23 protein-coding genes and 1 pseudogene are annotated in these 26,081 nt (G+C 71.7%); 18 read left to right on the top strand and 6 right to left on the bottom strand.

Features of this window, described 5'->3' with window-relative positions; translation table 11 throughout:
* Positions 1-139: 139 nt before the first annotated feature.
* A pseudogene (locus ACIRPT_RS32405) lies at positions 140-937 on the bottom strand (CoA transferase subunit A); the annotation flags it as partial.
* Positions 938-1,088: 151 nt separating this feature from the next.
* Here ACIRPT_RS32405 and ACIRPT_RS32400 point away from each other — a divergent pair.
* Positions 1,089-2,783, top strand: a complete 1,695-nt coding sequence (locus ACIRPT_RS32400; RefSeq protein WP_403833618.1) for an IclR family transcriptional regulator C-terminal domain-containing protein — start codon at positions 1,089-1,091, stop codon at positions 2,781-2,783.
* A gap of 390 nt (positions 2,784-3,173) precedes the next feature.
* On the opposite strand, the gene ACIRPT_RS32395 is transcribed toward ACIRPT_RS32400, so the two are convergent.
* Together ACIRPT_RS32395 and ACIRPT_RS32390 are read right to left on the bottom strand one after the other, a co-directional pair.
* On the bottom strand, positions 3,174-4,508 hold the full coding sequence (locus ACIRPT_RS32395) for an MFS transporter (protein ID WP_403833616.1): 1,335 nt from the start codon (positions 4,506-4,508) through the stop codon (positions 3,174-3,176).
* 146 nt (positions 4,509-4,654) lie between these two features.
* Entirely contained in the window at positions 4,655-5,725 is a 1,071-nt protein-coding gene (locus ACIRPT_RS32390; RefSeq protein ID WP_403833613.1) for a YihY/virulence factor BrkB family protein, read from the bottom strand.
* Between the two features lie 18 nt (positions 5,726-5,743).
* On the opposite strand from ACIRPT_RS32390, the gene ACIRPT_RS32385 reads away from it, so the two are divergent.
* Entirely contained in the window at positions 5,744-7,387 is a 1,644-nt protein-coding gene (locus tag ACIRPT_RS32385) for an acyl-CoA dehydrogenase family protein (protein WP_403833610.1), read from the top strand.
* 156 nt (positions 7,388-7,543) lie between these two features.
* On the opposite strand, the gene ACIRPT_RS32380 is transcribed toward ACIRPT_RS32385, so the two are convergent.
* Positions 7,544-7,960 carry a hypothetical protein gene (locus tag ACIRPT_RS32380; RefSeq protein WP_403833608.1) on the bottom strand — a complete coding sequence of 139 codons (417 nt, stop codon included), beginning with the start codon at positions 7,958-7,960 and terminating at the stop codon, positions 7,544-7,546.
* 346 nt (positions 7,961-8,306) lie between these two features.
* Here ACIRPT_RS32380 and ACIRPT_RS32375 point away from each other — a divergent pair, with 346 nt between their 5' ends.
* From ACIRPT_RS32375 to ACIRPT_RS32305, 15 genes are all read left to right on the top strand, one after another.
* Positions 8,307-9,599, top strand: a complete 1,293-nt coding sequence (locus ACIRPT_RS32375; RefSeq protein ID WP_403833605.1) for a GAF domain-containing protein — start codon at positions 8,307-8,309, stop codon at positions 9,597-9,599.
* Between the two features lie 290 nt (positions 9,600-9,889).
* A complete protein-coding gene (locus ACIRPT_RS32370) occupies positions 9,890-10,582 on the top strand; it encodes a class F sortase (RefSeq protein WP_403833602.1) in 693 nt (230 codons plus the stop codon).
* A 43-nt stretch (positions 10,583-10,625) separates the two neighbouring features.
* Positions 10,626-11,798 (top strand): leucine-rich repeat domain-containing protein, encoded by a 1,173-nt coding sequence (locus ACIRPT_RS32365; RefSeq protein WP_403833600.1) that lies wholly within the window; start codon positions 10,626-10,628, stop codon positions 11,796-11,798.
* 65 nt (positions 11,799-11,863) lie between these two features.
* Positions 11,864-12,469 carry a GNAT family N-acetyltransferase gene (locus tag ACIRPT_RS32360; RefSeq protein WP_403833598.1) on the top strand — a complete coding sequence of 202 codons (606 nt, stop codon included), beginning with the start codon at positions 11,864-11,866 and terminating at the stop codon, positions 12,467-12,469.
* Positions 12,470-12,574: 105 nt separating this feature from the next.
* Positions 12,575-12,658, top strand: a complete 84-nt coding sequence (locus tag ACIRPT_RS32355) for a putative leader peptide (RefSeq protein ID WP_350257049.1) — start codon at positions 12,575-12,577, stop codon at positions 12,656-12,658.
* Positions 12,659-12,869: 211 nt separating this feature from the next.
* Entirely contained in the window at positions 12,870-14,582 is a 1,713-nt protein-coding gene (locus ACIRPT_RS32350) for a nitrite/sulfite reductase (protein ID WP_403833596.1), read from the top strand.
* 148 nt (positions 14,583-14,730) lie between these two features.
* Positions 14,731-14,931: a hypothetical protein gene (locus tag ACIRPT_RS32345; RefSeq protein ID WP_403833593.1), complete on the top strand. Its 201-nt coding sequence runs from the start codon at positions 14,731-14,733 to the stop codon at positions 14,929-14,931.
* A complete protein-coding gene (locus ACIRPT_RS32340; protein ID WP_403833591.1) occupies positions 14,928-15,617 on the top strand; it encodes a phosphoadenylyl-sulfate reductase in 690 nt (229 codons plus the stop codon). Before ACIRPT_RS32345 ends, ACIRPT_RS32340 begins: the two co-directional genes overlap by 4 nt.
* An 80-nt stretch (positions 15,618-15,697) precedes the next feature.
* Positions 15,698-16,231, top strand: coding sequence for an adenylyl-sulfate kinase (gene cysC / locus ACIRPT_RS32335; RefSeq protein ID WP_403508507.1), 534 nt, complete (start codon positions 15,698-15,700; stop codon positions 16,229-16,231).
* Positions 16,228-17,166 (top strand): sulfate adenylyltransferase subunit CysD, encoded by a 939-nt coding sequence (gene cysD / locus ACIRPT_RS32330; protein WP_403833589.1) that lies wholly within the window; start codon positions 16,228-16,230, stop codon positions 17,164-17,166. The genes cysC and cysD overlap by 4 nt, the downstream gene beginning before the upstream one ends.
* A gap of 2 nt (positions 17,167-17,168) precedes the next feature.
* The gene (locus ACIRPT_RS32325) at positions 17,169-18,524 is read left to right on the top strand and encodes a sulfate adenylyltransferase subunit 1 (RefSeq protein ID WP_403508503.1); all 1,356 of its coding nucleotides are present in this window, start codon (positions 17,169-17,171) and stop codon (positions 18,522-18,524) included.
* Between the two features lie 214 nt (positions 18,525-18,738).
* Positions 18,739-19,845 carry an aliphatic sulfonate ABC transporter substrate-binding protein gene (locus ACIRPT_RS32320; protein WP_403833586.1) on the top strand — a complete coding sequence of 369 codons (1,107 nt, stop codon included), beginning with the start codon at positions 18,739-18,741 and terminating at the stop codon, positions 19,843-19,845.
* A gap of 45 nt (positions 19,846-19,890) precedes the next feature.
* Positions 19,891-20,694, top strand: coding sequence for an ABC transporter ATP-binding protein (locus tag ACIRPT_RS32315; protein WP_403833584.1), 804 nt, complete (start codon positions 19,891-19,893; stop codon positions 20,692-20,694).
* A complete protein-coding gene (locus tag ACIRPT_RS32310) occupies positions 20,681-21,628 on the top strand; it encodes an ABC transporter permease (protein WP_403833581.1) in 948 nt (315 codons plus the stop codon). The genes ACIRPT_RS32315 and ACIRPT_RS32310 overlap by 14 nt, the downstream gene beginning before the upstream one ends.
* Positions 21,629-21,642: 14 nt before the next feature.
* Positions 21,643-22,413: a sirohydrochlorin chelatase gene (locus ACIRPT_RS32305; protein WP_403833579.1), complete on the top strand. Its 771-nt coding sequence runs from the start codon at positions 21,643-21,645 to the stop codon at positions 22,411-22,413.
* Between the two features lie 63 nt (positions 22,414-22,476).
* Here the strand turns inward: ACIRPT_RS32305 and ACIRPT_RS32300 are convergent, their stop codons facing one another.
* Both ACIRPT_RS32300 and ACIRPT_RS32295 read right to left on the bottom strand, forming a co-directional pair.
* Complete coding sequence (locus ACIRPT_RS32300; RefSeq protein ID WP_403833577.1) at positions 22,477-23,565, bottom strand: glycosyltransferase family 2 protein; 1,089 nt, start codon at positions 23,563-23,565, stop codon at positions 22,477-22,479.
* Positions 23,566-23,785: 220 nt separating this feature from the next.
* Positions 23,786-24,295, bottom strand: coding sequence for a hypothetical protein (locus ACIRPT_RS32295; RefSeq protein WP_403833575.1), 510 nt, complete (start codon positions 24,293-24,295; stop codon positions 23,786-23,788).
* A gap of 223 nt (positions 24,296-24,518) precedes the next feature.
* Between ACIRPT_RS32295 and rox the strand changes: the two genes are divergently transcribed.
* Positions 24,519-25,946, top strand: coding sequence for a rifampin monooxygenase (gene rox / locus ACIRPT_RS32290; RefSeq protein ID WP_403833860.1), 1,428 nt, complete (start codon positions 24,519-24,521; stop codon positions 25,944-25,946).
* The last annotated feature ends 135 nt before the right edge of the window (positions 25,947-26,081 follow it).

Raw genomic sequence — 26,081 nt, 5'->3', positions numbered from 1 at the left:
TGCAGGCGGGGGCGGCGGGTTCTGTGAGGGTGACCGTCCCGGAGGTCTCGGGGGTCTCGGGGGTCCCGGTGGTCTCGGAGGTCTCGGAGGTCTCGGTAGCGGGCGCCGGGTCCGCCCTCCGCCCGCCGTCCCCCTCGGTGCGTACGGTCTCCGTCACCCACCGGCCGAACGCCTCCCGGTCCCGCGCGATCGCGTCCCACTCCCGGTAGAAGGCGTTGTCCCGGACCGAGTACCCGGCCGCGTACGAGGGGTGGGCGCCGCCGGGGACGACCGCGACCGCATCGACGACCCAGCTGGGCAGTACGACGCTCCCGGGGCGCGGCTCCAGCGTGTCGACGAGCTCCTCGACGGTGACCAGGACGCGCCGGGCGGCCAGTGCCGCCTCCTTCTGCACGCCGGTCAGGCCCCACAGCTGGACATTGCCGAGCCGGTCGGCCTGCTGCGCGTGGATGACCGTGACGTCGGGGTTGAGGGCGGCGACGGCGGCGAGCTCCTCGCCCGTGAACGGGCAGGTGACGGTGGAGACGGTGGGCGTACGGCCGGGGATGTCGCTGCCGCGGTAGCCGCGCAGCACCGCGAACGGGAGCTTCGCGGCGCCCGCGGCATAGCGGTTGGCCATCCCGGCGTGGCTGTGTTCGTCGATCTCGAGCGGGGCGGGCCAGCCGTTCTCGACGGCGTCCCGGAAGCGGTGCAGCGAGCCGACGCCCGGGTTGCCGCCCCAGGAGAAGACCAGCTTGCGGGCCGCGCCCGCCCCGATCAGCTGGTCGTAGACCACGTCCGGGGTCATCCGGGCGAGGGTGAGGCCCGTGATGTCCTGGCGGATGATCTCGTGCGCCGCCGCGAACGGGATCAGATGGGTGAACCCCTCCAGCGCCACGGTGTCGCCGTCATGGATCAGCTGCGCGACGGCGTCGTGCAGGGAGCGGATTTCGGCCATGTCCTCGCCTTCAAGTCCGGGGCATTCACGTCTGTTCGCACAGTGAACTAAAGTTCAGAATCAGACTGCCTCGAGTTTGAACCCCGTCCCGGGCCCTGTCAACGGTGTGCCAGGTACGGTTCCGACGAGATCGCCGCACCGTGGAGAGCCGATGAGCCACCCCGCACCCACCGACCCGTCGTCGCCGACACCGCCGCCGGAGGCGGTGGCCCCGCTGATGCGCAGCCTGACCGTGCTGCGTGCGCTGGCGGCCGGCGGCGGCCGGCAGGCGGTGGGCGACCTGGTGCGGGGCACGGGGCTCGCCCGTTCCACCGTGGACCGCGTGCTGAGCACCCTGACCCGGCTCGGCTATCTGCGCACCGAGGGCCGGGACGCCGTCCTCGCGCCCCGGCTGCTGGAGCTCGGCAACGCCTACCTCGCCGCCTCCGAACTCCCCGACCGGCTGGGCCCGCTCGCCGACCGGCTCGCCGACGAGCTCGACGAGTCGGTCTCGCTCGCGGTCCCCGACCGCGACGGGGTCCGCTTCGTCCACCAGGCGACCCGCCGCCGCGCCATGTCGCTCGCCTTCCGCATCGGCGATCTGCTCCCGGCCGAACGGGGCGCGCCGGGCGCGCTGTTCGCGGCGGCGTGGGACGCGGACGGCTGGCGGCGCTGGCGGCAGCGGCGGGCGGCCGACCCTACGGACGCGGGCTTCCCCGCCGTACCGCCGCGGCCCGCCGCGCAGGGACCTGCGACGGACGACGCATCGGGCGGCGGCTTCGAGGCGCGGGTGACCGCCGCCCGGACGGCCGGCTGGTCGCAGGACGACCAGCTCATCGAGCCGGGCCTGGTCGCGGTGGCCGTGCCGGTACGGGACCCGGAGGGGCGTACGGTCTGCGCGGTGAGCGTCGTCAGCCACACCAGCCGGCTGAGCGCGAACGGACTGCGGGAGGCGGTGCTGCCGCGGCTGCGGGAGACGGTGGCCGCCATGGAGTACGCCCTGAGCGCGCCGCCCGTCGCCGGCGCCGATGCCGACCCCGTAGCCGCGCATGCGAGCTGGATGCGGGCGTCGAAGCAGCAACTGGGCCCCGAGTTCGTCGAATCCGTGGCCCGCGGCCTGATCACCCTCACCGCATTCGGCACCGGCCGCGCCGCACTCCCCCTCACCGCCGTGGCCCAGGCCACCGGCCTGGCCCGCGCCACCGCTCGCCGGGCCCTGATCACCCTGGAGCACCTCGGCTACATCGCCACGGACGGCAAGCTCTTCCGCCCCACGCCGAAGGTCCTGGAGCTGGGTTTTGCGCATCTCTCCGGACTGACGCTGCCCGCCATCGCCCAGCCGCACCTGGCGGCGCTGGTCGAGCGGGTGCACGACTCCGCGTCGATGGCGGTGCTGGCCGGCGACGACATCCAGTACGTGGCCCGCGTCCCCACCGTCCGCATCATGAGCGTCAACATCACCCTGGGCACCCGCTTCCCCGCCTACCCCACCTCCATGGGCCGCGTCCTCCTGGCCGGCCTCCCCCCGGCCGAAGCGTCCGCCCGCCTCGCCCTCACCCCCCTCGAACCCCTCACCCGCCACACCGTCACCGACCCCCGGCGCCTGATGACCCTCCTGGAGTCCGTCCGCGCCGAGGGCTACGCCCTGGTGGACGAGGAACTGGAGGAAGGCCTGCGCTCCCTCGCCGCACCGGTCCACGACCGCACCGGCCGCGTCGTGGCCGCCGTCAACGTCTCGACCCACGCGGCCCGTTGCACGCCGGAGGAGGCCCGGGAAGCCATCCTCCCCGCGCTGCGCGACGCGGCGGCGGACATCGAGGCGGACCTCCGCGTGGCGGGCCGGTTCGTACGGATCCCGACGCGGTGAGCGGCCCGCCGGCCGCGCCGGCCGGCTGACGGTCGCCAGGGGCCGCGCCGCCGACGGGGCGGGCGGCCGAAGGGGCGGGCGGCCGGTGCGGCGGCCGGTGCGTCAGGCGGGCCATCGGGCGGGAGCGACCCCGGCGTTCCGACGACATCGCGCGCTTCGGCCTGGTACGGCGGCACCGGATCATCGGTCACGTCCGCAGATGACGTCTGAGGCAGCGCCGGGTGCCGCCTCGACAGACGGGCAGGCGGGCAGGCCGTCCGCAGGTGGCCGGTAGCAGCCGGGACCCGGGTCGCCGTAAACGAACCTGAACCCGCTCAAGGCGTACCACGCCTCCCGCGCGCACGCGGAGGTACGGAGACCCGCCGGCAAAGGAGGCCCACCGACGGGCCGTCAGCCCCGGCCGCGGCGGCCGGTCACCGCCACCAGCCCGATTGCCACCGCACCCAGCAGGCCCGCCAACGCGAAGGCGGTGAAGCCCAGTTGGTCGTTTCCGCCGGCCGCGAGGGCGCCGCCGAGCCAGGGGCCGACGACGGCGCCGGTGCGGCCGATGCCGGTGACCCAGCCCAGGCCGGTGGCGCGTTCCGCGGGCGGGTAGAGGCGGTCGGCGGCCGCGTAGACCATCGCCTGGGCGCTGAAGAGCCAGACGCCGGTGACGGCCACGACCACGTAGGTCAGGGCGAGCGGCAGATGCGCGCCCAGGAGCAGCGCGCCGGCGGCGGTGAGCAGGAACCACAGGGCGGAGACGGCGAGGGCGCCGAAGCGGTCGGCGAGGCGGCCGGTGATGAGCATGCCCGCGATGCCGCCCGCGTTGATGATGAGCAGGAAGCTGACCGAGGACGTCAGGCCGTAGCCGGTGGCGCGCATCATCTGCGGGAGCCAGGTGCTGACGCCGTAGACCAGGAGCAGTCCGCAGAAGGAGGCGAGCCACAGCAGCGGGGTCGCCCCGCGCATGCCGGGACGGAAGAGGGCGCGGATCGCGGCCAGGCGGCCCTTGGCACCCGGGGGCGGCGCATCGGCGGCGACGGGGCGGGCCATGCCGTAGCGGTCGGCGATGGCGTCGGCCTCGGCGGTACGGCCCTTGGCGAGGAGGACGCCGGGGGATTCCGGCAGCAGCCTGAGCAGCAGCGGGGCGGCGATGACCGCGGGCAGCACGCCGACCCAGAACACCGAACGCCAGCCGACCGCGGGGGCGAGGGTCAGGCCCAGGCCGGTCGCGACCATGCCGCCCGCGTGGTACGAGGTCAGCAGCAGGCCGGTGGCCAGCGCGGCGCGGCGGGGCGGCGCGAACTCCATCACCATCGAGAGGCAGAGCGGCATCAGGCCGCCGAGGCCGAGCCCGGCGAGGAAGCGTCCGGCGCCGAAGAGTGCGGGCGTGCCGGCCAGGGCGCAGGCGGCGGACCCGGCGGAGAACAGCAGCACGCTGGTGACCAGGACCGGACGGCGGCCCAGCCAGTCGGTGAGGGTACCGGTGGCGAGGGCGCCGATCAGCATGCCGAAGGTGGTCCAGCTGCCGATGGTGCCGGCCGCGCCGGGGGTGAGCCCGAGTGACGGGTCGTCAAGCATGTGGGGCATGACGGCGCCGTAGACGTTGACGTCCATGCCGTCGAAGAAGACGGCGAGCCAGCACAGCGCCAGGACGGGCGCGACGGAGCGGAAGGTGTGGCGGGTGGGGGCGGGGGCGAGGGAGATGTCCGTGGGGGACGCGGGCGTGCCGGTGGGCGACATGGCGACCTCGGATTCACAGCGGGCCGGGTGGCGCGCGAGCCATAAGGGATGTTCGCGGATGTTCGCGTGGTGAACTTTCGTTCGCTTAGCTAGCCGAGGATCCTGTCCCCCCGCCCCGGCGCTGTCAATGGCCCGCGCACCCGCCGCTATCCGCCGGTCGGCCCCTTCCCCGGGTCCCGCCCCGGCCCCTGCCCCGGGGCGGGACCCGGGCCGTCGCCGTCGCCACCGTCGCCGTCCGGAGCCCGGCGCCCCTCCCCCACCGCATGCACCCGCCGCTCCCGCTCCGCGCGCCCCGCGGCCGTGGCGACCGAGGGCCACACCCGGTCCAGGGCGGCATTCATCGCGGCCCCGACCAGCACGGCGAAGGCGGAGACGCCGGTCCACAGCAGTACGGCGACGGGCGCGGCCAACGACCCGTAGATCGTGGGCCCCTCGACGGTCGAGGTGAGGTAGAGCCGGAGCAGAAAGCTGCCGAGCACCCACATCGCGAGGGCGACGACGGCCCCGGGAATATCCTCCGGCCACGGCGAACGGACGGGCACCGACACGTGGTAGAGCGTGGTCAGAAAGGCCACGGACAAGATCAGCACGACCGGCCAGTACAGCACCCGGACGATATCGGCGCTGGCCGGCAGCCAGCCGACGACCGTGTCCGGCCCGGCCACCATCAGGGGCAGCGCGACGGCCCCGACGACCAGCGCGGCGAGATAGAGAACGAACGCCAGCAGGCGGGTCTTGACGATGCCGCGCCGCCCGTCGAGCCCGTACATGATGGTGATGGTGTCGACAAAGACATTCAGCGCCCGGGAGCCGGACCACAGGGCGATGGCGAAGCCGAGGGAGATGACGTCGGGGCGGCGGCCGGTGAAGACGTCGTTCAGCAGCGGCCGGGCGATCTCGTTCACGCCCTTGTCGGAGAGCACGGTGGCCGAGGCGTCGAGGATGTTCTGCCGGATGCTGTCGATGGTTTCGTGGCCGATCCACTGCTCCATGTAGCCGAGCAGGCCGATCAGTCCGAGCAGCAGCGGCGGCAGCGACAGCAGACAGAAGAACGCGGCCTCGGCGGCCAGCCCGGTGACGCGGTACTCCATGCAGGAGTTGACGATGTCCTTGAGCAGCAGCCATGCCAGCCGTCGCTTGGAGACGTTGCGGTAGAGGACCCGGGCCCTGGTCAGACGGCCCGCCGGCCGTTTGACTGGTTCGTTTGCTGGCGGCACCTCCTTACCGTATCTGCCATGGCAGCCAGCACTCACAAGGTCACGAACCAGCCCCCGCCGCTGGTCGGATACGACGTCTTCGCCTCCGACCAAGCGCTCACCGAGGCCGTCACGCGGTACGTCGAGGACGTACGGCTCGAGGAGGTACGGGAGGAACTGAGCCGGCTCGGGCAGGCCGCCGGCTCGGCACACGCCCAGCTGTGGGGCGAGCAGGCCAACGCCCATCCGCCCGTCCTGCGCACCCACGACCGCTACGGGCACCGCATCGACGAGGTGGAGTTCCATCCGGCCTGGCACCGGCTGCTGGGGCACGCCGTCACGTCCGGCCTCACCGACGCCTGGTCGCGCCCGGACGGTCACGTCCGCCGCAGCGCCGGATTCCTCGTCTGGAGCCAGGCGGAGGCGGGGCACACCTGCCCGGTGTCGATGACCCATGCGGCGGTGCCCGCGCTGCGCGCGGATCCGGAGCTGGCGGCCGTCTGGGAGCCGCTGCTGACCTCGCATGTCTACGAGCAGGAGCTGCGGCCGGCCGCCGACAAGGGCGGCGCGCTGGCCGGGATGGCGATGACGGAGAAGCAGGGCGGCAGCGACGTACGGGCCAACACCACACGCGCCGAGCCGCTGGCCGCGCCCGGCGAGTACGTCCTGACCGGGCACAAGTGGTTCTGTTCGGCGCCGATGTCGGATGTCTTCCTGGTGCTGGCCCAGGCGCCGGGAGGGCTGACCTGTTTCCTGCTGCCGCGGGTGCTGCCCGACGGCACCCGAAACGCCTTCCGTATCCAGCGGCTCAAGGACAAGCTCGGCAACCGCTCGAACGCCTCGGCGGAGATCGAGTTCGACGGGCGCAGCTGGGCGCGCCGGGTGGGCGAGGAGGGGCGCGGCGTGGCGACGATCATCGAGATGGTCGCGGCGACCCGGCTGGACTGTGTGACGGGGGCGGCGGCGGTGATGCGGCAGGCGGTGGCGCAGGCGGTGCACCACTGCGCGTACCGGGAGGCGTTCGGCGGGCCGCTGATCGACAAGCCGCTGATGCGCAATGTGCTGGCCGATCTGGCCCTGGAGTCGGAGGCGGCGACGACGCTGACGCTGCGGCTGGCGGCCGCGTACGACAGCGGCAGCGAGCAGGACCGGAACTTTCTGCGGCTGGCGGTCCCGGCCGCCAAGTACTGGGTGACCAAGCGGTGCACGCCGGTGGCCGCCGAGGCGCTGGAGTGCCTGGGCGGCAACGGCTACGTCGAGGAGTCGGGGATGCCGCGGCTGCTGCGCGAGGCGCCGCTGAACTCCATCTGGGAGGGCTCGGGCAATGTCCAGGCGCTGGACGTGCTGCGGGCGCTGCAGCGCGAACCGGCCGCGCTGAACGCCTACTTGACGGAGATCGGCACGGCGCGCGGCGCGGACCACCGGCTGGACCGGGCGATCAAGGGGCTGCTGACCGAACTCGCCGATCTGGACGGCATCGAGGCGCGGGCCCGGCGGCTGGTGGAGCGGCTGGCGCTGGTGCTCCAGGGGGCGCTGCTGGTGCGGTACGCGCCGCCCGAGGTGGCGGACGCGTTCTGTGGGTCGCGGCTGGGCGGCGATGCGGGGGCGGCGTTCGGGACGCTGCCGCACACCCTGGATCTGGCGGCGATCGTGGCGCGGGCGCGGCCCGTCACCGGCGACTGAGCCCTACGGGACGCGGGGCGGCCCGAGGGGCGGGCGCGGCGGCGGTTCCTCGCCCCCCGTGGAGGACGGAGGCCCTCCAGGGGGCGCGGACAGGGGGACCCCGCCGCCGCGCCGGTCAAGGAGCGGTGCCGCGCCGACTCGGCACCCCTCCCGGTCTCAGGGCCATCTCGGCGGGTCCGCCGCGGTCCGCCCGCGCCGCGCCGCGTCGATGGCCAGGATGAGGTCCCCGTCGGGTGCGTCCGGCCGGAAGCCGGCCAGCGCCCCACGGGCCTCGTAATAACGCAGGATCCGGCCCGCGTCCTCCCCTTCCGTACGGCCCGCCTCGCGCAGATCCACCACGAGGTCGGCGAAGGCCAGCGCGGGCAGCAGCCCGCCGACGCGGGCCACCCGGTCGAGCAACTGTGGTGCGCCGTCGATGACATAGCCGTCGACGGGCAGCGGCTGACGTCTGATCAGAACGTCGACCGCGGGCAGCCTGGGCACCCCGTAGTGGGCGGCCAGCCGGCCGGCACGCGCGATACGCAGTCCCTCCGTCGCTCCGATCACCACGACGCGCGGAGCGGTCACCCCCATGGTGAGCTCTCCTCCCGCGCCGTGCCCTGCGGATATGGCGGCGGCCGATGGAATCCCCGGCGGACAGCCGAGGCTCGCCGACGGGTGTCCGGCAAGCCTTGGCTGGGTTCCCCGCGCCCTTGAGGCGTGGGGAGGGATGCCATCGGCCGCTGGGATCAGGGTCCCGGTGCGCGTCATAGGCCACAACGGTTGCACTCGGTTGCAGCCGGTTGCCGCCGGCCGCGGTGGATCTGCCCAATGGACCTGCGTTTTCGGTCCGGTGACGGCACGATGGGCACGGGCCGCGGGAAGGCCACCCGTAGGCGGCCTCCGGTGGCCGCCGTGAGAGTTGCGCGACGGGAGCAGCGTGAAGGACACAGCGATCGGCAGCGCCGTCCGGTCGGCCCAGGACATCCGCGAGACCGCGCGCCGACTGGCCTCGATCCGGGAGGCGGCGCTCGCGGGCGAGCTGCCGCCCGATGCGCCGCCGGACGTGCCCCGCCCGGTCATCGGCGAATCCTGGTTACGGGCCATGGGATCGGGCGTCGACCCGGAACGGGACCGCGTCCAACAGCTCCTGTCCATGGCCGAGTTGGAGCAGCGACGGCACAATTCCCAGCTGACGACGGTGCTCCCGGTACTCCACGACGGACTGCTGGCGGCCGCCGACGCCGCACAGCAGATCATGGTCGTCACCGACGCGGAGGGCCGGGTGCTGTGGCGGGAGGGCAGCGCGCCGGTCCGGCGGATGGCCGACCGGCTCGGCTTCGACAAGGGCGCCGACTGGACGGAGGGCGTGGTCGGCACCAATGCGATCGGCACGGCGCTGGTGGCCCGGCGCCCGGTGCTGGTGCACTCCGCCGAACACTTCGTCCGCACTCACCACCAGTGGACGTGTGCCGCGGCGCCGCTGCACGACCCGCGCGACGGCCGGCTGCTGGGCACGGTGGACATCAGCGGCCCGGCGCACTCCTTCCATCCCACGACGCTGTCCCTGGTCTCCGCGGTCGCCCGGCTCGCGGAGGGCGAGCTGCGCACCCGGCATCACGCGTCCCTGGAGCGGCTGCGGTCGACGGCCGCCCCGATCCTGGCGCGGATCGGCGGCCGGGCGCTGGCCGTCGACCCGAACGGCTGGATCGCCGGGGTCACCGGCATCACGCCGCCGGACCGGGTGGCGCTGCCCAGATCGCCCCAGGCCGGACCGCTGTGGCTGCCGCGGCACGGCATGTGCACGCTGGAGCCGCTGCCCGGCGGCTGGCTGATCCGTATCGGCCGCGCGGAGCCGGCCGCCGGGCCCAGCCGGGTGCTGCTGGACGTCAGCGGCCGGGACGGCGCCACGGTTACCGTCACGGGGCCGGCCGGCGCCTGGTCGCACGAGCTGTCCCCGCGCCATGCGGAGCTGCTGTTCGTCCTCGCCACGCAGCATCCGCGGGGCCGCAGCGCCGCCGAGCTCGCCCAGGACCTGTTCGGGGACCGCGGCCGTACGGTCACGGTGCGCGCCGAGCTGTCCCGGCTGCGCCGCCATCTGGCGGGCGTCCTGGCGCACCGGCCGTACCGCTTCGCGGACGGACTGGAGGTGGAGCTGCGGCTGCCGTCGCGGCCCATGGAGCTGCTGCCGCACTCGTCGGCGCCGGCGGTGACGGCGGCGCGGCGGGGGTGAGGGGGCGCGTCGGGGACGGTGAGGCGCGCGCCAAGGCCCGGACCACTGCCGGACCGACCACATCGTGAACGGGCTGCTCACCACCCGGACAGCGATCGCGATGCGGTGGCCCCGGTACGGCGACGGCTCCTCATCGGCGAGGTGATGCGCTACTACCGGGCCTCGGACCCGGTCACCCCGCCAGGCACCCCACCCGATCGGCCGTCCGCCGTCGCCCCCTCCCCCGTGCGCGCCTAGCGTGCTGTCGGCGGACCGTGCGCGGCGGGGAGCACGGCCCCGGGAGGAGAGCGATGAGCCTGACGGGCCGGGTCGAGGAGCCGCGCGCGGAGCACCCGCCGCGCCGGCCCAACTGGGGCGTCATGGCCCTGGTCGGCCTCACCGGCTTCGCCATGCTGCGCAGCGGGCTGTCGGACGAGGCCGACGGCCCGCCGCAGCCGCACGGCGGCACCACGCTCACCCCCGTCGACGGCCACCCCTCCGGGCCGCCCCCGCTCGCCCGCTCCGCCGTCACCAGGGTGGACATCCCCTCGCTCCGGATCTCCGCCCCGCTGGTTCCGCTCGGCCTCGACAGGGACGGCCGAATAGCCGCCCCACCGGCCCGGAACCCCCGTCTCGCGGGCTGGTACACCGGCGCCCCGGCCCCGGGCGAACGGGGCACCGCCGTCATCGTCGGGCACGTCGACAATTACACCGGCCCCGCCGTCTTCTACCGCCTGGGCTCCCTCAAGAAGGGCCGGACGATCCGGGTGACCCGTAAAGACGGCCGCACCGTGGTCTTCGAGGTCTACGGCATCCAGGTATTCACCAAGAATCATTTCCCGGCCCGGCGGGTCTACGGCGCCACGGGGCGCCCCGAACTCCGGCTTCTGACGTGCGGTGGCGGCTATTCCGAGAGCGGCGGATACGCAGGCAATGTGGTGGTCTTTGCCCGGATGACGGGGACCGGTTCAGCGGTACCGTCCGATCCCGCCAACTCCCGGTGAAAGAATGACACTTCAGCTGATCGGAGATGTGGGGGGGGCACCGTTGTCCGAGCACGAGGGCGCACATGGCCTGGACGAAGACGAACTGGCGGAAATGGAATGGGCGGAGCGGCTCGATGAGGCAATTCTCGGCGATGACGACGAGCTGGACCTCTCGGGATATCAGCGGGACACCCTTCCGGAAGAACTGGGCGAACTCACTCATCTCACCAAGCTCGACCTGAGCGACAACAACCTCGCCGAGCTCCCGGAATGGCTGGGGAATTTCACCTCGCTCAGGGAACTCCATCTGAACGGCAACAGCCTCACCACGCTCCCGGAACCGCTGCGGAGGCTGACGGGCCTCATGGAGCTCGATCTGAGCGGCAACGGCCTCACCGCCCTCCCCGCATGGACGGGCGAGCTCACCTCCCTCACCCACCTCGATCTGCGCGACAACGCACTCGGTGAACTCCCCGAATCGCTCGGCAATCTCACCCGGCTCACCCGGCTCGGGCTGAACAGCAATGAACTCGCCGAGCTTCCCGCCACGCTCGGCAATCTCACATCCCTCACCGCACTCGACCTGAGCGCCAACCACCTCGGCGCACTGCCCGACCCACTGGCCGGCCTCGCCTCCCTCATCCACCTCGATCTCGGCTACAACCACCTCACCCGCCTCCCCGAATGGATCGGCCGCCTCACCGGGCTGAGCGGACTCCTGCTCCCTTGCAATCGCCTCACCTCGCTCCCGGATTCCCTCGGCGATCTCCCCGAACTCGCCTGGCTCGACCTGGACCGCAATGATCTGACCGCCCTCCCCGAATCGCTCGGCAATCTCACCGCGCTCACCGGCCTCAACCTCGGCGGGAACCGACTCGGCGCACTGCCGGATGCGCTGCCCGATTCCCTGGGCGGGCTCACCGCACTGACCCACCTCGATCTGGCGCACAACGACCTGGCCGCCCTGCCGGAATCGCTGGGGGAACTCACCGCACTCACCGGACTCATCCTGCGCGGCAATCGCCTCAGCGCGCTCCCGGCATCGCTGGGCGGCCTCACGGCGCTGGATCGCCTGTACCTCGACGACAATGAATTCACCGAGCTGCCCGCATGCCTCCGCGGCCTCACCGCCCTCACCCACCTGAACCTCGACGACAACGACATCGACGAGCTCCCCGCGTGGGTGGACGACCGCGTGGGCCTCTTCGTCCTCCACGACGATCCGTATTGCTGAGGAGCCGCACCGGACGGCGCCGGGCCCGCCGCGGCCGGCGCCGGCGCCTGTGATGTCCTGACCCCATGAGCCACTCGGTCACCACCTGGTACCTCGAGCAGACCTCGCCCGCCGACCTCCTCTTCGCCGCCGCGGGACCGCCGGCCGAGCAGGATGTCCGTATCGTCAGGTCCGAGGTGCCATCGCCGGAATTCAGCCGGTTCCTCTATACGGCGGTCGGCGGGGACATCCTGTGGACCGACCGGCTGGACTGGCCGTATGCGCGGTGGGCGGAACACCTGGGGCGCCCGGGCGTGGAGACGTGGGTGGCGTACGGGCGGGGGACGCCCGCCGGGTTCATCGAGCTGGATGCCCATCCGGAGGGGGCCGTGGAGATCGCCTATTTCGGGCTGCTCCCGGCCTTCCGGGGGCGCCGGATCGGCGGGTGGCTGCTCGCGTACGGCACCGAGCGGGCCTGGGACCTGGCCGAACGGTGGCCGGAGCGGGAGCGGACGACGCGGGTGTGGGTGCACACCTGCAGCGATGACGGCCCCCACGCGAAGGCCAACTACGAGCGGCGCGGGTTCCGGGTGTACGAGACCACGGTGACGCAGGAGGCCGAGGCGCCGATGCCGGGGCCCTGGCCCGGCGCCGGCCCCCTCACACCCTTCCCGGACTCCGCCGCAAGGTGACTCCGGAAGGTGATCCACGACACACTGTCTCGCGATCCGGGACAGTGATGTCCAAATCCTGGACGACGGTGGACTGGCCAGAGAACGGCGTGCCACGCTTCCGTCATGTCTAGAGCTGGAATTGCCTTGGTGAGTCGGCGGCACGTCGACCTCGGCCGCATGTCCAGCGCCATTTGTCGGGCAGGCTGACGAAGCGCTGACCAGGGCCGCGAGCCCCGGACAGCACCGCCGGCACCACCCGATCCCCCGCCGTCCCCATCGTCGCGGACGCGGCCGTACCCCGCCCTTGCAGCACACCACCGACGCGTTGCCGCGCGCCGCGTTTCGGTGTGTCCGCACAGGTCACGCGGGCATGCCGCGCCCGTCCGCCCCTTGAGCCCGCCCAGAAGGACGTACACCCATGGCCGCCGACACCCCGGATAACCCCCAGCCCTCGGCCGGGGCCGCCACGACGCGCCGCAAGGCCGGCCGCCACCGCGGCGAGGGCCAGTGGGCCGTTGGCCACTTCACGCCGCTCAACGGCAACGAGCAGTTCAAGAAGGACGACGACGGTCTCAATGTGCGGACACGCATTGAGACGATCTATTCCAAGGCCGGCTTCGACTCCATCGACCCCAACGACCTGCGCGGACGGATGCGTTGGTGGGGCCTCTACACCCAGCGCAAGCCCGGGATCGACGGCGGCAAGACCGCGATCCTGGAGCCGGAGGAGCTGGACGACAAGTACTTCATGCTGCGGGTCCGCATCGACGGCGGACGGCTGACCGTGCCGCAGCTGCGCGCCATCGGCGAGGTCTCCGAGCAGTACGCCCGCGGCACCGCGGACATCACCGACCGGCAGAACATCCAGTTGCACTGGATCCGCATCGAGGACGTCCCCGCCATCTGGGAGAAGCTGGAGAGCGTCGGACTCTCCACGACCGAGGCGTGCGGCGACTGCCCCCGAGTGATCATCGGCTCCCCCGTGGCCGGTATCGCGGCGGACGAGATCATCGACGGCACCCCGGCCGTGGACGAGATCCACGACCGCTACATCGGCAGCAAGGAGTTCTCCAACCTGCCGCGCAAGTTCAAGACCGCGATCTCCGGTTCGCCGGTCCAGGACGTGGTCCACGAGATCAATGACGTGGCCTTCGTCGGTGTCGTGCACCCCGAGCACGGGCCGGGCTTCGACGTCTGGGTCGGCGGCGGCCTGTCCACCAACCCCAAGCTCGCCCAGCGCCTGGGCACCTGGGTGCCGCTGGACGAGGTGGCCGACGTCTGGGCCGGCGTGGTCGGGATCTTCCGCGACTACGGCTACCGGCGGCTGCGCACCCGCGCCCGGCTGAAGTTCCTGATGGCCGACTGGGGCCCGGAGAAGTTCCGCCAGGTGCTGGAGGACGAGTACCTGGAGCGGAAGCTGATCGACGGCCCGGCGCCCGAGGAGCCCGCGCAGAAGTGGCGCGACCACATCGGCGTGCACCGGCAGCAGGACGGCCGGTACTACGTGGGGTTCGCCCCGCGCGTCGGCCGGGTGGACGGTGCGACCCTCACCAAGATCGCCGAGCTGGCCGCGGCGCACGGCTCCGACCGGCTGCGCACCACCGTCGAGCAGAAGATGATCATCCTCGATGTGACCGAGGACCAGATCGAGCCGCTCGTCGCCGGGCTGGAGGCGCTGGACTTCCAGGTCAAGCCGTCCCCGTTCCGGCGCGGCACGATGGCCTGCACCGGCATCGAGTTCTGCAAGCTGGCGATCGTCGAGACCAAGGGCCGCGGCAGCTCGCTGATCGACGAGCTCGAGCGCCGTCTCCCGGAGTTCGACGAGCCGCTCACCATCAACCTCAACGGCTGCCCCAACGCCTGCGCCCGTATCCAGGTCGCGGACATCGGTCTCAAGGGTCAGCTGGTCCTGGACGACGACGGCAACCAGGTCGAGGGCTACCAGGTCCACCTGGGCGGCGCGCTCGGCCTGGAGGCCGGGTTCGGCCGGAAGGTCCGCGGTCTGAAGGTCACCGCCACGGAACTCCCCGACTACGTCGAGCGGGTGCTGCGCAACTTCCAGGAGCAGCGCACCGACGGCGAGCGGTTCGCCCAGTGGGCGGCCCGCGCGGAAGAGGGTGCGCTGAAGTGAGCGAGCCCCGGACCGAGCGGGAGGCACACGTGAGCGTGCCTCGGCGCGTGGCGCCGGCTGGACTGAGGAGCCGCGCAGCGACGAAGGAGCGAGCAGTGACGAGGGAAGCCGGCGCCGCAGAGCGCGCCGAGGCTGAGCGGGAGGCACAGTGAGCGAGCGCGCCGCCCCGTTCTGCTGCCCGTACTGCGGTGATGAGGACCTGCGCCCCTCCGAGGAGGGTTCCGTCCGCGGTGAGGGTGCCGCCTGGGAATGCCGTTCGTGCAGCCGCGCGTTCCGGCTGAAGTTCCTGGGTCTGCTCTCCCAGGGGCTCTCCGCTTCCCCCTCAACTTCTGCTGGAGGTGCGTCGTGACCACTGCCACCGATCTGCCGCAGCTCGCCGAGCGCGCGGGCCGCGACCTGGAGGACGCGTCCCCGCTCGAGATCCTGACCTGGGCCGCCGAGACCTTCGGCGCCCGCTTCTGCGTCACCTCCTCCATGGAGGACGCGGTCGTCGCCCACCTCGCCTCGCGCGCCTTCCCGGGCGTGGACGTGGTGTTCCTGGACACCGGCTACCACTTCCCGGAGACCATCGGGACGCGGGACGCGGTGGCCGAGGTGATGGACGTCAACGTCATCACGCTGTTGCCCCGTCAGACCGTCGCAGAGCAGGACGCCGAGTACGGCCCGAAGCTGCACGACCGCAACCCGGACCTGTGCTGCGCGCTGCGCAAGGTCAAGCCGCTGGAAGAGGGCCTGACCGGCTACGACGCCTGGGCGACCGGGCTGCGCCGGGACGAGTCCCCGACCCGGGCGAACACCCCGGTCGTCGGCTGGGACGCCAAGCGCCAGAAGGTCAAGATCTCGCCGATCGCCCGCTGGACGCAGGCCGACGTGGACTCCTACGTCGCCGAGCACGGCGTGCTCACCAACCCGCTGCTGATGGACGGCTACGCCTCCGTCGGCTGCGCCCCCTGCACCCGCCGGGTCCTGGCGGGCGAGGACGCGCGGGCGGGCCGCTGGGCCGGCAGCAACAAGACCGAGTGCGGGCTGCACTGATGGCCGGACTCGGGAATTTTCCGGACACCTTGCAGGGCACTACAGATGTTCACGACATTGCGGAAGCTCAGGAGAAGCCGATGACGGGCGCCACGGTGTGGCTGACCGGACTGCCCAGCGCGGGCAAGACCACGATCGCCAATGCGCTCGCGGAGCGGCTGCGCGGCCAGGGCCGCCGGGTCGAGGTGCTGGACGGCGACGAGATCCGCGAGTTCCTCTCCGCCGGCCTGGGCTTCACCCGCGCCGACCGGCACACGAACGTCCAGCGGATCGGCTTCGTCTCCGAGCTGCTGGCGAGCAACGGGGTCACCGTCCTGGTGCCGGTGATCGCGCCGTACGCGGACTCCCGGGAGGCGGTGCGCAAGCGCCACCAGGCCGAGGGCAGCGCGTACCTCGAGGTGCATGTGGCCACGCCCGTCGAGGTGTGCTCCGAACGCGATGTGAAGGGGCTGTACGCCAAGCAGGCGGCCGGCGAGATCTCCGGCCTGACCGGCGTGGACGACCCCTACGAGCAGCCCGAATCGCCCGACCTGCGCATCGAGTCGCACACCCAGACCGTGCAGGAGTCCGCAGCCGCGCTCCACGAGCTGCTCGTCGAAAGGGGACTGGCGTGACCACCGCGACCATTGCTACCGAGACCGAGGGCGACAGCCCCTACGCCCTGTCGCACCTGGACGCCCTCGAGTCCGAGGCGGTGCACATCTTCCGCGAGGTGGCGGGCGAGTTCGAGCGGCCGGTGATCCTTTTCTCCGGCGGCAAGGACTCCATCGTCATGCTGCACCTCGCGCTGAAGGCGTTCGCACCCGCCGCGGTCCCGTTCTCCCTCCTGCACGTCGACACCGGCCACAACTTCCCCGAGGTCCTCGACTACCGCGACCGCACCGTCGAGCGACACGGCCTGCGCCTGCACGTCGCCCACGTCCAGGACTTCATCGACCGCGGTGAGCTGCGCGAGCGCCCCGACGGCACCCGTAACCCGCTGCAGACCGTGCCGCTGCTGGACGCCATCGAGAAGAACCGTTTTGACGCGGTCTTCGGCGGCGGCCGCCGCGACGAGGAGAAGGCGCGCGCCAAGGAGCGGGTGTTCTCGCTGCGCGACGAGTTCGGCGGCTGGGACCCGCGCCGGCAGCGCCCCGAGCTGTGGCAGCTCTACAACGGCCGCCACTCGCCCGGCGAGCACGTCCGCGTCTTCCCGCTGTCCAACTGGACCGAGCTGGACGTATGGCAGTACATCGCCCGCGAGAAGATCGAACTGCCCGCCATCTACTACGCCCACGAGCGCGAGGTCTTCGCCCGCAGCGGGATGTGGCTGGCACCCGGCGAATGGGGCGGCCCCAAGGACGACGAAACGCTGGAAACCCGGCTGGTGCGCTACCGCACGGTCGGCGACATGTCCTGCACCGGCGCGGTCGACTCCGACGCCGACACCATCGAGGCCGTCATCACGGAGATCGCCGCCTCGCGCCTCACCGAGCGGGGCGCGACCCGGGCCGACGACAAGATGTCCGAGGCCGCCATGGAGGACCGCAAGCGCGAGGGGTACTTCTAACCATGAGCACCACCAATGCTGTTGAGGGCGTCATCGACGCCGGCGCGACCTCGCTCCTGCGTTTCGCCACCGCCGGCTCCGTCGACGACGGCAAGTCGACGCTGGTCGGGCGGCTGCTGCACGACTCCAAGTCGGTGCTCGCCGACCAGCTCGAGGCCGTCGAGCACGCCTCCCGCAACCGCGGGCAGGAGGCGCCGGACCTGGCGCTGCTGACGGACGGACTGCGCGCCGAGCGCGAGCAGGGCATCACCATCGATGTCGCCTACCGCTACTTCGCCACGCCCCGGCGCCGGTTCATCCTCGCCGACACCCCGGGTCATGTGCAGTACACCCGGAACATGGTGACCGGTGCCTCGACCGCCGAGCTGGCCGTCGTTCTTGTCGACGCCCGCAACGGCGTCGTCGAACAGACCCGCCGGCACGCGGCCGTGGCCGCCCTGCTGCGCGTCCCCCATGTCGTCCTCGCGGTCAACAAGATGGACCTCGTCGACTACGCCGAGCCCGTCTTCGCCGCCATCGCCGAGGAGTTCACGACCTACGCGGCCTCGCTGGGCGTCCCGGAGATCACCGCGATCCCGATCTCGGCGCTGGCCGGGGACAACGTCGTGACGGCGTCGGCCAACATGGACTGGTATGGCGGCCCGACCGTCCTCGAGCACCTGGAGACGGTCCCGGTCGTCGCCGATCCCTCCGACGACCCCGGCCGCTTCCCGGTCCAGTACGTCATCCGCCCGCAGACCGCCGAACACCCCGACTACCGCGGCTACGCGGGCCAGATCGCCTCCGGCGTCCTGCGCGTCGGCGACGCCGTCACCGTGCTCCCCTCAGGGCGCACCAGCACCATCGAGGCGATCGACGCACTCGGCCAGGCCGTGGACGTCGCCTGGGCACCGCAGTCGGTGACCGTCCGGCTCAGCGACGATCTCGACATCTCGCGCGGTGACCTGATCACACCGACCGCCGCGGCGCCGTCGGTCTCCCAGGACATCGAGGCGACGATCTGCCATGTCGCGGACCGGCCGCTGACCGTCGGCCAGCGGGTGCTGCTCAAGCACACCACCCGCACGGTCAAGGCGATCGTCAAGGACATCCCCTCCCGGCTGACCCTGGACGACCTCTCCCAGCACCCGGCGCCGGGCGAGCTGGTCGCCAACGACATCGGCCGGATCGTGGTGCGTACCGCCGAGCCGCTGGCCCTGGACGCGTACGCCGACTCCCGGCGCACGGGATCCTTCCTGCTGATCGACCCGGCGGACGGTACGACGCTGACCGCGGGAATGGCGGGCACCGCCTTCGCGGAGGCGGCCGCGGAAGCCGCTCCGGCCGCCGAGGCGGACGACGACGGATGGGACTTCTGAACATGCTCAAAGACATGTTCTCCACCTTCGCGGTAGAGGGCGGCCGGATCGGCAGCGGCGCCCTCGGCAGTGGCCAGGGAGGAGTCGGGCGATGTGTGTGCTGACGATGCTCGACTCCGTACCCCCCACGCCCCCCTTCCGAAGATCCATCGAACCGCCGGGCGCGCCTTAGAAGGGCGCTCACCGCCCCGGCCCTCCGAGAGGAACCTCTCCCGTGTCTGCCGTTCGACACCGCCTGCTCGCGGCCGCCGTCTCCGTCCCACTCCTGGTCGGCGCGCTGGGCGCCTGCGGCTACGGCTCCGAGGCCAAGCAGGACACCGCCACCCGCATTGCCCCCAAGGGCCCCAAGACCGACGGGCTCGACAAGGTAAGAATCGGGTTCTTCGGCAACACCACGCACGCCACCCCGCTGGTCGGCCTCCAGAAGGGCCTGTTCCAGAAGGAACTGGGCGGCACGAAGGTCGAGGGCACTCCCTTCAATGCGGGCCCCGCCGAGATCGAGGCCCTCAACTCGAACGCCATCGACATCGGCTGGATCGGCCCCTCGCCCGCGATCAACGGCTACGCCAAGTCGCACGGCACCAGCCTGAAGATCATCTCTGGTTCGGCCTCCGGCGGTGTCTCGCTGGTCGTCAACCCCAAGAAGATCAAGAGCCTGGACGATCTCAAGGGCAAGAAGATCGCGACCCCGCAGCTGGGCAACACCCAGGACGTGGCACTGCTGAACTTCCTGGCCGGCAAGGGCTACAAGGTCGACGCCACCACCGGCAAGGGCGATGTCACCGTCCAGCGCACCGACAACAAGGTGACGCCGACCGCCTTTGAGCAGGGCTCCATCGACGGCGCCTGGGTGCCCGAGCCCACGGCCTCCAAGCTCGTCGCCGCGGGCGGCAAGACGATCCTGGACGAGAAGAAGCTGTGGAAGGACGGCAAGTTCGTCATCACGAACATGATCGTCTCCCAGAAGTTCCTCAAGGAGCACCCCAAGGCCGTCGAGGCGGTGCTGCGCGCTTCGGTGAAGACCAACGCCTTTATCCGGTCCCACCCGGAGGAGGCCAAGAAGGCGCTGAACGACGAGCTCGCCGCCCCTGATGTCGCCGGCAAGGCGCTGCCGGGCAACGTCATCGACCCGGCCTTCAAGAACATCGACGTCACCGATGACCCGCTGGCCGCCACCCTCCAGGAGGAGGCGGACCACGCCGTCAAGGCGGGCCTGCTCAAGAAGCCGGACCTCAAGGGCATCTACGACCTCACCCTGCTCAACAAGGTGCTCAAGTCCGAGGGCAAGCCGCCGGTCGACGACGCCGGCCTCGGCAGCTGACACTCCTCGATCCGTAGCACCGCAGTCCCCCAGGAGGTGACACCGATGACGACCACCACGCTCACCAAGCAGCCCGCCACGGCGACCCCGGCCGGCACCGAGACATACGCCGCTCGCATCGACCATGTCTCGAAGTCGTTCGGCCGCCCCGGCGCGCAGCAGCACGTGCTGGACGACATCAGCATCGATGTCGCGCCGGGCGAATTCGTCTGCCTCCTGGGGGCCTCGGGCTGCGGCAAGTCGACCCTGCTCAACCTCGTCGCCGGTCTCGATGCGCCGTCCGCCGGCAGCATCGAGACGCCCGGCGGCCGGCCCGCGCTGATGTTCCAGGAGCATGCGCTGTTCCCGTGGCTGACCGCGGGCCGCAACATCGAACTGGCGCTGCGGCTGCGCGGGGTGCCGCGCGGCGAGCGCCGCACCGAGGCCGAGCGGCTGCTCGAACTCGTCCGGCTCAAGGGCGCCTACGGCAAGCGCGTCCACCAGCTCTCGGGCGGTATGCGCCAGCGCGTCGCCATGGCCCGCGCCCTGGCCCAGGACAGCCGGCTGCTGCTGATGGACGAGCCGTTCGCCGCGCTCGACGCCATCACCCGTGACGTCCTGCACGACGAGCTGACCCGCATCTGGGAGGAGACCCAGCTGTCGGTCCTGTTCGTCACCCATAACGTGCGAGAGGCGGTGCGGCTGGCCCAGCGGGTGGTGCTGCTGTCGTCCCGTCCGGGCCGGATCGCCCGCGAGTGGCGGGTGGACATCCCGCAGCCGCGCCGTATCGAGGACGCCGCGGTCGCCGACCTTTCCATCGAGATCACCGAACAGCTCCGTGGGGAGATCCGCCGCCATGGCCAGCACTGATACCCAGGCCGAGACCAACGCCGCCCAGCCGGGCGACGCGGCCCCTGCCGAAATCCACGACGCCAAGGCCCGTGCCGCGGGCGATATCGCCGGTCTGGAGGCCGGGCTCGACGCCCTGGAATCCACCGTCGTCGACCGCCAGCCCTGGCTGCGCACCCTGACCTCCAAGGCGTTGCCTCCCCTTATCGCCATCGCGATCGTGCTCGGACTGTGGCAGCTCGCCTACCACTTCCAGCTCAAGCCGCACTTCCTGCTGCCCAGCCCCCTCGACGTGGCCCGGTCCCTGCAGGAGAAGTGGCTCCAGGGCACGCTGCTGGACTACGTGTGGACCAGCGTGTCCCGCGGCGCCCTCGGCTTCCTGGCCTCGGTCGCCATCGGTACGCCCCTGGGCCTGATCGTCGCCCGGGTCAAGGCGGTCCGGGCCGCGATCGGACCGATCCTGAGCGGTCTGCAGTCCCTCCCTTCGGTTGCCTGGGTACCGGCGGCGATCATCTGGTTCGGCCTGAGCGACGCCACCATCTACGCCGTGGTGCTGCTCGGCGCCGTCCCCTCCATCGCCAACGGCCTGGTGGCCGGCGTCGACCAGATCTCGCCGCTCTACCTGCGGGCCGGCCGCACCATTGGCGCGACGGGCCTGGCCGGCATCCGGCACGTCCTCCTCCCCGCGGCGCTGCCCGGCTACATCGCCGGCCTCAAGCAGGGCTGGGCCTTCTCCTGGCGCTCCCTGATGGCCGCCGAACTCATCGTCAACGCGCCCGACCTGGGCACCGGCCTGGGCCAACTGCTGGAACAGGGCCGCGAGACCGGCGACATGTCCTGGGTGCTGTCCGCCATCCTCCTCATCCTCATCGTCGGTATCGGTATCGAGCTGCTGGTCTTCGCGCCGATCGAGCGCCGGGTGCTGCGCAGCCGCGGCCTCCTCGTGAAGAGCTGAATCAAGAGCTGACCATGGACGCACGCCCCACTCTCCTCGTCATCGCCCACGGCAGCCGCGACCCGCGGCACGCGGCGACCGTCTCCGCGCTCTGCGCGCGGGTGCGGGCGCTGCGGCCGGGGCTGCGGGTCGAGGTCGGCTACCTCGACTTCAATGCGCCCAGCGTGCCCCGGGTGCTGGAGCGCCTCTCGGCCGAGGGCGTCCGGGACGTGGTGGCGATGCCTCTCCTCCTCACCCGCGCCTTCCACGCGAAGTCCGATATCCCCGCGGTGCTGCGGGAGGCCGCGCTGCGGCTGCCCCTGCTGACCGTTCATCAGGCCGAGGTGCTCGGCCCCTCTTCCCTCCTGACCGCCGCGCTGGAGCGGCGGCTGGAGGAGGCCGGGCTGCGGCCCGGCGACCGCCGCTCGACCGGGGTCGTACTGGCCTCGGCGGGCTCCAGTGACCCGGAGGCGATCGCAGTGATCGCTGAAATCGCGCGGGAGTGGCGGCGCACTGCCAACTGGTGTGCCGTGCGACCTGCGTTCGCCTCCGCATCTCTGCCCCGTACGGCGGATGCCGTGCGGGAACTACGGGCCGAGGGTGTCGGCCGGGTGGCCGTCGCCCCGTATGTCATCGCCCCCGGCTTCCTCCCGGACCGGATCGCCGCCGGGGCCCGCGAGGCCGGCGCGGACATCCTCGCCCCGGTGCTCGGCTCCGCCCCCGAGCTGGCCCGGCTGCTGCTGCGCCGCTACGACCAGGCGGCCGAGGCCCGCGTCCACCAGGAGCTGACGGCGCTGAGCGCCTGAGCGAAGCGTGGTGACGGGCCGGCCGGCGGACCGGCCGCCGCCACCGTCCGGGGCCGCGGCGGTTCATACGGTCGCCGCCTTGGCCATCCCCGGACGGAAATCGGCCCGGCCTTTCTCATAGACCGTGAGGCCCCGCGCCAGGTGGAGCGGCACCAGCACCAGCTCCACGATGAGGGCCTTCCAGGCGTAAACGAGGTTGACGGCCTTGGTCGCGTAGACGCAGGGGATGTTCAGCAGGACACCGGCGAGCGGGAGTCTGCGGCGACGGGCGGCGTAGATCAGCGGTGGCGCCGTCAGCACCAGCTCGGCCCCGGCCCACCAGGCGAAGGCCGACGCCGGGGGCTGATCGGTCGTCGCGGCCACCACGAACGGGGTGGCCCACCAGAGGGGCGCGGTGAGGATCTCGAGCAGGGCGAGCAGCACCCAGAGCGCCAGCAGCGGTTTGTGTACGATCAGCCGCCCGAGATGCAGCCGCACGTTCTGGCAGAAGCCGGCCATCCAGCGCCAGACCTGTTTGCGCAGATAGGTGAGGTCTTCCGGGTCGGCGGCCAGGGCCACGGCGTCGGAGACGTACACCGCCCGCCGGCCCGCGATCTGCTGCGACCACGTGTAGTCCATGTCCTCGACGATGGTCCGCTCCGGGAACCCGCCGAAGGCCACCAGATCGTCCCGCCGGAAGACCGAACAGCAACCCGAGCACACCATGGGGCTGTTGGCGCGCGCCTGGATGGGGCGGTGGAAGTGGAAGCCGAAGAGGTATTCGGTCGACCTTCCGCGCTCCCAGATCGTGCGGGTATGCCGCGTGCGGACCGTGCCCGCCGCGACCGCGACACCGGGGTCGTCGAAGACGGGGACGACCGTCTCGATGTAGTCCGGCGCGAGAACGGTGTCCGCGTCGACCGCCAGTACAAGGTCGGTGGTGCAGTGCGGAAGCGCGTAATTCTGCGCCTTCGCCTTGCTCCCGAGGTTGCGCGGCGGCCGAAGCACGCTCACGCCGTGTGACGCCGCTACCTCGCCCGTGCGGTCGGTGGAGGCATCGTCCACGACCAGGATCCGGTCAGGCGGCACCGTTTGGCACGCGAGCGATTCCAGTGTGGCCGGCAGCCCCTCCTCCTCGTTGTGAGCTGGGACGATGACGGTGATGGTGTGCATGCTGCGCTCCCCCTGTCTTACGGATCTTGCCGACTACGACGACGGTCAGGCCGATCACGCCGTAGACGATGGTGCTGATGCCGATGAACGGCAGTCCTCCGTGCATGTCACCGACCGTAGCCGGATGGGGCGTTGCATGGTTTTGGAGGCAGCCTCCTGTGGATAACTTCGCCACGTCCGTTCCCGGGCGCGAGTAGCGGCAGCAGACCGGTACCCGCGTTCAGCCGGCCTTCGGCCGCTGTATGCCGTCCTCTTCCTTCACCGGCCGCCAGGTGGGGTCGTTCTCCAGCGCCGCGTCCGCGGCAATCTGCATCCATCCGTGCTCCTCGGCGAACACCTCGCCGGTGCGTTCGTCCAGGGCTCGGCGGACGATGTCGCACACGTGGACCGGGCCGGCCTTGTGCACCGGGTCGACGATCACGGTGGGGTCGCCGTCGCCGTAGCCGGAGTATCCGAACCATCCCCAGTGGCCGCCGGCCGTATACAGGATCGCTTCCCCCAAGTAGGCGCCCAGGGCATGGATGTAGAGGTCTATGTGGTAGCCCTCCCGGGCCGCATACTCCAGGGCAGCGGTCTCCAGAGCGGGCAGGCTTTCGGGGCTGAAGTCGTGAGGGAAGTCGTCAGGCACGGGGAGCGCTCCCCGGCAGCCGATCTTGCCGAGTTCGAGGTCCATCTCGTCCAGCCATCGGGACAAGTACTCGCCCTCGTCGGGGAGGTCGTCGTCTTCCATGGCGGCCAGCGTACGAGCCCGTAATGCATTTGGGCCAAGTCGCTTGTGGGGGCGCTGCGTTGGTCGTCCGTCCGCGGCGGACGACAAATGACAAAGGCAAGGAGCTCATCGACTCCTTGCCACTCTCAAGGTATAGCGCACCGGGGGGCTTGTGGCAAGGCCCCGGTCATGTCGCAGAATCATCGACCTGAGCCACTAACTGCGGAAGTAAATGGGGATTGTGTTGATCGACGTGATCATTGCCGGCGGTGGGCCGACCGGCTTGATGCTGGCCTCCGAGTTGCGGCTGCACGGTGTGCACGTGGTCGTGCTGGAGAAGCTGGCCGAGCCGACAGAGCAGACCCGCGGACAGGGCCTGCACACGCGCAGCGTCGAGATGATGGATCAGCGCGGCCTGCTGGACCGGTTCCTCGCGGTCAGTGAGAAGTTCAGCGTCGGCGGTCTCTTCGGCGGCGTCATGAAGCCGTGGCCGGAACGGTTGGACACCGCGCACCCGTTCGGCGTCGCCACCCCGCAGCCGGTCACCGAGCGGCTGCTCAACGAGCGAGCCCTCGAACTCGGCACCGAGATACGGCGCGGCTGCGAAGTGGTCGGGCTGCACCAGGACGAGGACGGGGTGACCGTCGAGCTGGCGGCCGGCGCGGACCTGCGCGCGCGCTACCTCGTCGGGTGTGACGGCGGCCGCAGCACGGTGCGCAAGCAGCTCGGCGTGGATTTCCCCGGCACGCCCGCCACGGTCGAGACGCTGCTGGGCACCATGGAGGCGAGCGAGGACCCGGAGACGGTTGCCGCCGTCGTCAAGGAAGTCCAGAAGACGCAGCTGCGGTTCGGCTTCGTCCCGAGCGGGGACGGGACGTACCGCGTCATCGTGCCCGCCGATGGCGTGGCCGAGGACCGTGCGACCGCGCCGACCCTCGAGGAGTTCCAGCGGCAGCTGCGGGCCGTCGCGGGCACCGACTTCGGCGTGCACTCGCCGCGCTGGCTGTCCCGGTTCGGCGATGCCACCCGGCAGGCCGAGCGCTACCGGGTCGGCCGGGTCCTGCTGGCCGGCGACGCGGCGCACATCCACCCGCCGACCGGTGGGCAGGGGCTCAACCTCGGTGTGCAGGACGCGTTCAACCTCGGCTGGAAGCTGGCCGCCGCGGTCAAGGGCTGGGCGCCGGAGGGGCTCCTCGACAGCTACCACACCGAACGGCACCCCGTGGGCGCCCGCGTGCTGGACAACACCCGCGCGCAGATCACGCTGCTGGGGACCGATCCGGGTGCGACCGCGCTGCGGGAACTGTTCTCGAAGCTGATGGACTTCGAGGAGGTCAACCGGTACGTGACCGAGATGATCACCGCGGTCGGGGTCCGCTACGACTTCGGCGAGGGGCATGAACTGCTCGGCCGGCGGATGCGGGACGTGGAGCTGAAGCAGGGGCGCCTCTACGAGCTGATGCGCGGCGGCCGCGGGCTGCTGCTCGACCAGACCGGCCGGCTTTCCGTGGCGGGCTGGGGGGATCGGGTCGACCACGTCGTCGACGTCAGCGAGGAGCTGGATGTGCCGGCGGTGCTGCTGCGGCCGGACGGCCACGTGGCGTGGGTCGGTGAAGATCAGCAGGGTCTGGTCGGCCGGCTGCCGAAGTGGTTCGGCGCTGCCGCCAGCTGAGCGCGCGTTCGTCCCCGGGCAGTAGAGGATTCCCGAACGGATCAGATCCATCGGGATCAGATCCATCTCCCCGGGATTCCTGCCGCTCGGCTGCTGACACCCGGCGCCCGGTTCCGATGGAGCCGGGCGCCGGCT

It is taken from the genome of Streptomyces sp. NPDC101227, from assembly GCF_044767545.1.
Classification (GTDB): Bacteria; Actinomycetota; Actinomycetes; order Streptomycetales; family Streptomycetaceae; genus Streptomyces.
This window is presented reverse-complemented; position numbering and strand designations above follow the sequence as displayed.

Coding starts and splice junctions, on each gene's coding strand:
- ACIRPT_RS32400 (WP_403833618.1), top strand. CDS start 1,089: ATGAGCCACCCCGCACCCACCGACCCGTCGTCGCCGACACCGCCGCCG.
- ACIRPT_RS32395 (WP_403833616.1), bottom strand. CDS start 4,508: ATGTCGCCCACCGGCACGCCCGCGTCCCCCACGGACATCTCCCTCGCC.
- ACIRPT_RS32385 (WP_403833610.1), top strand. CDS start 5,744: ATGGCAGCCAGCACTCACAAGGTCACGAACCAGCCCCCGCCGCTGGTC.
- ACIRPT_RS32380 (WP_403833608.1), bottom strand. CDS start 7,960: ATGGGGGTGACCGCTCCGCGCGTCGTGGTGATCGGAGCGACGGAGGGA.
- ACIRPT_RS32370 (WP_403833602.1), top strand. CDS start 9,890: ATGAGCCTGACGGGCCGGGTCGAGGAGCCGCGCGCGGAGCACCCGCCG.
- ACIRPT_RS32360 (WP_403833598.1), top strand. CDS start 11,864: ATGAGCCACTCGGTCACCACCTGGTACCTCGAGCAGACCTCGCCCGCC.
- ACIRPT_RS32355 (WP_350257049.1), top strand. CDS start 12,575: ATGTCTAGAGCTGGAATTGCCTTGGTGAGTCGGCGGCACGTCGACCTC.
- ACIRPT_RS32350 (WP_403833596.1), top strand. CDS start 12,870: ATGGCCGCCGACACCCCGGATAACCCCCAGCCCTCGGCCGGGGCCGCC.
- cysC (WP_403508507.1), top strand. CDS start 15,698: ATGACGGGCGCCACGGTGTGGCTGACCGGACTGCCCAGCGCGGGCAAG.
- ACIRPT_RS32325 (WP_403508503.1), top strand. CDS start 17,169: ATGAGCACCACCAATGCTGTTGAGGGCGTCATCGACGCCGGCGCGACC.
- ACIRPT_RS32315 (WP_403833584.1), top strand. CDS start 19,891: ATGACGACCACCACGCTCACCAAGCAGCCCGCCACGGCGACCCCGGCC.
- ACIRPT_RS32310 (WP_403833581.1), top strand. CDS start 20,681: ATGGCCAGCACTGATACCCAGGCCGAGACCAACGCCGCCCAGCCGGGC.
- ACIRPT_RS32305 (WP_403833579.1), top strand. CDS start 21,643: ATGGACGCACGCCCCACTCTCCTCGTCATCGCCCACGGCAGCCGCGAC.
- ACIRPT_RS32300 (WP_403833577.1), bottom strand. CDS start 23,565: ATGCACACCATCACCGTCATCGTCCCAGCTCACAACGAGGAGGAGGGG.
- ACIRPT_RS32295 (WP_403833575.1), bottom strand. CDS start 24,295: ATGGAAGACGACGACCTCCCCGACGAGGGCGAGTACTTGTCCCGATGG.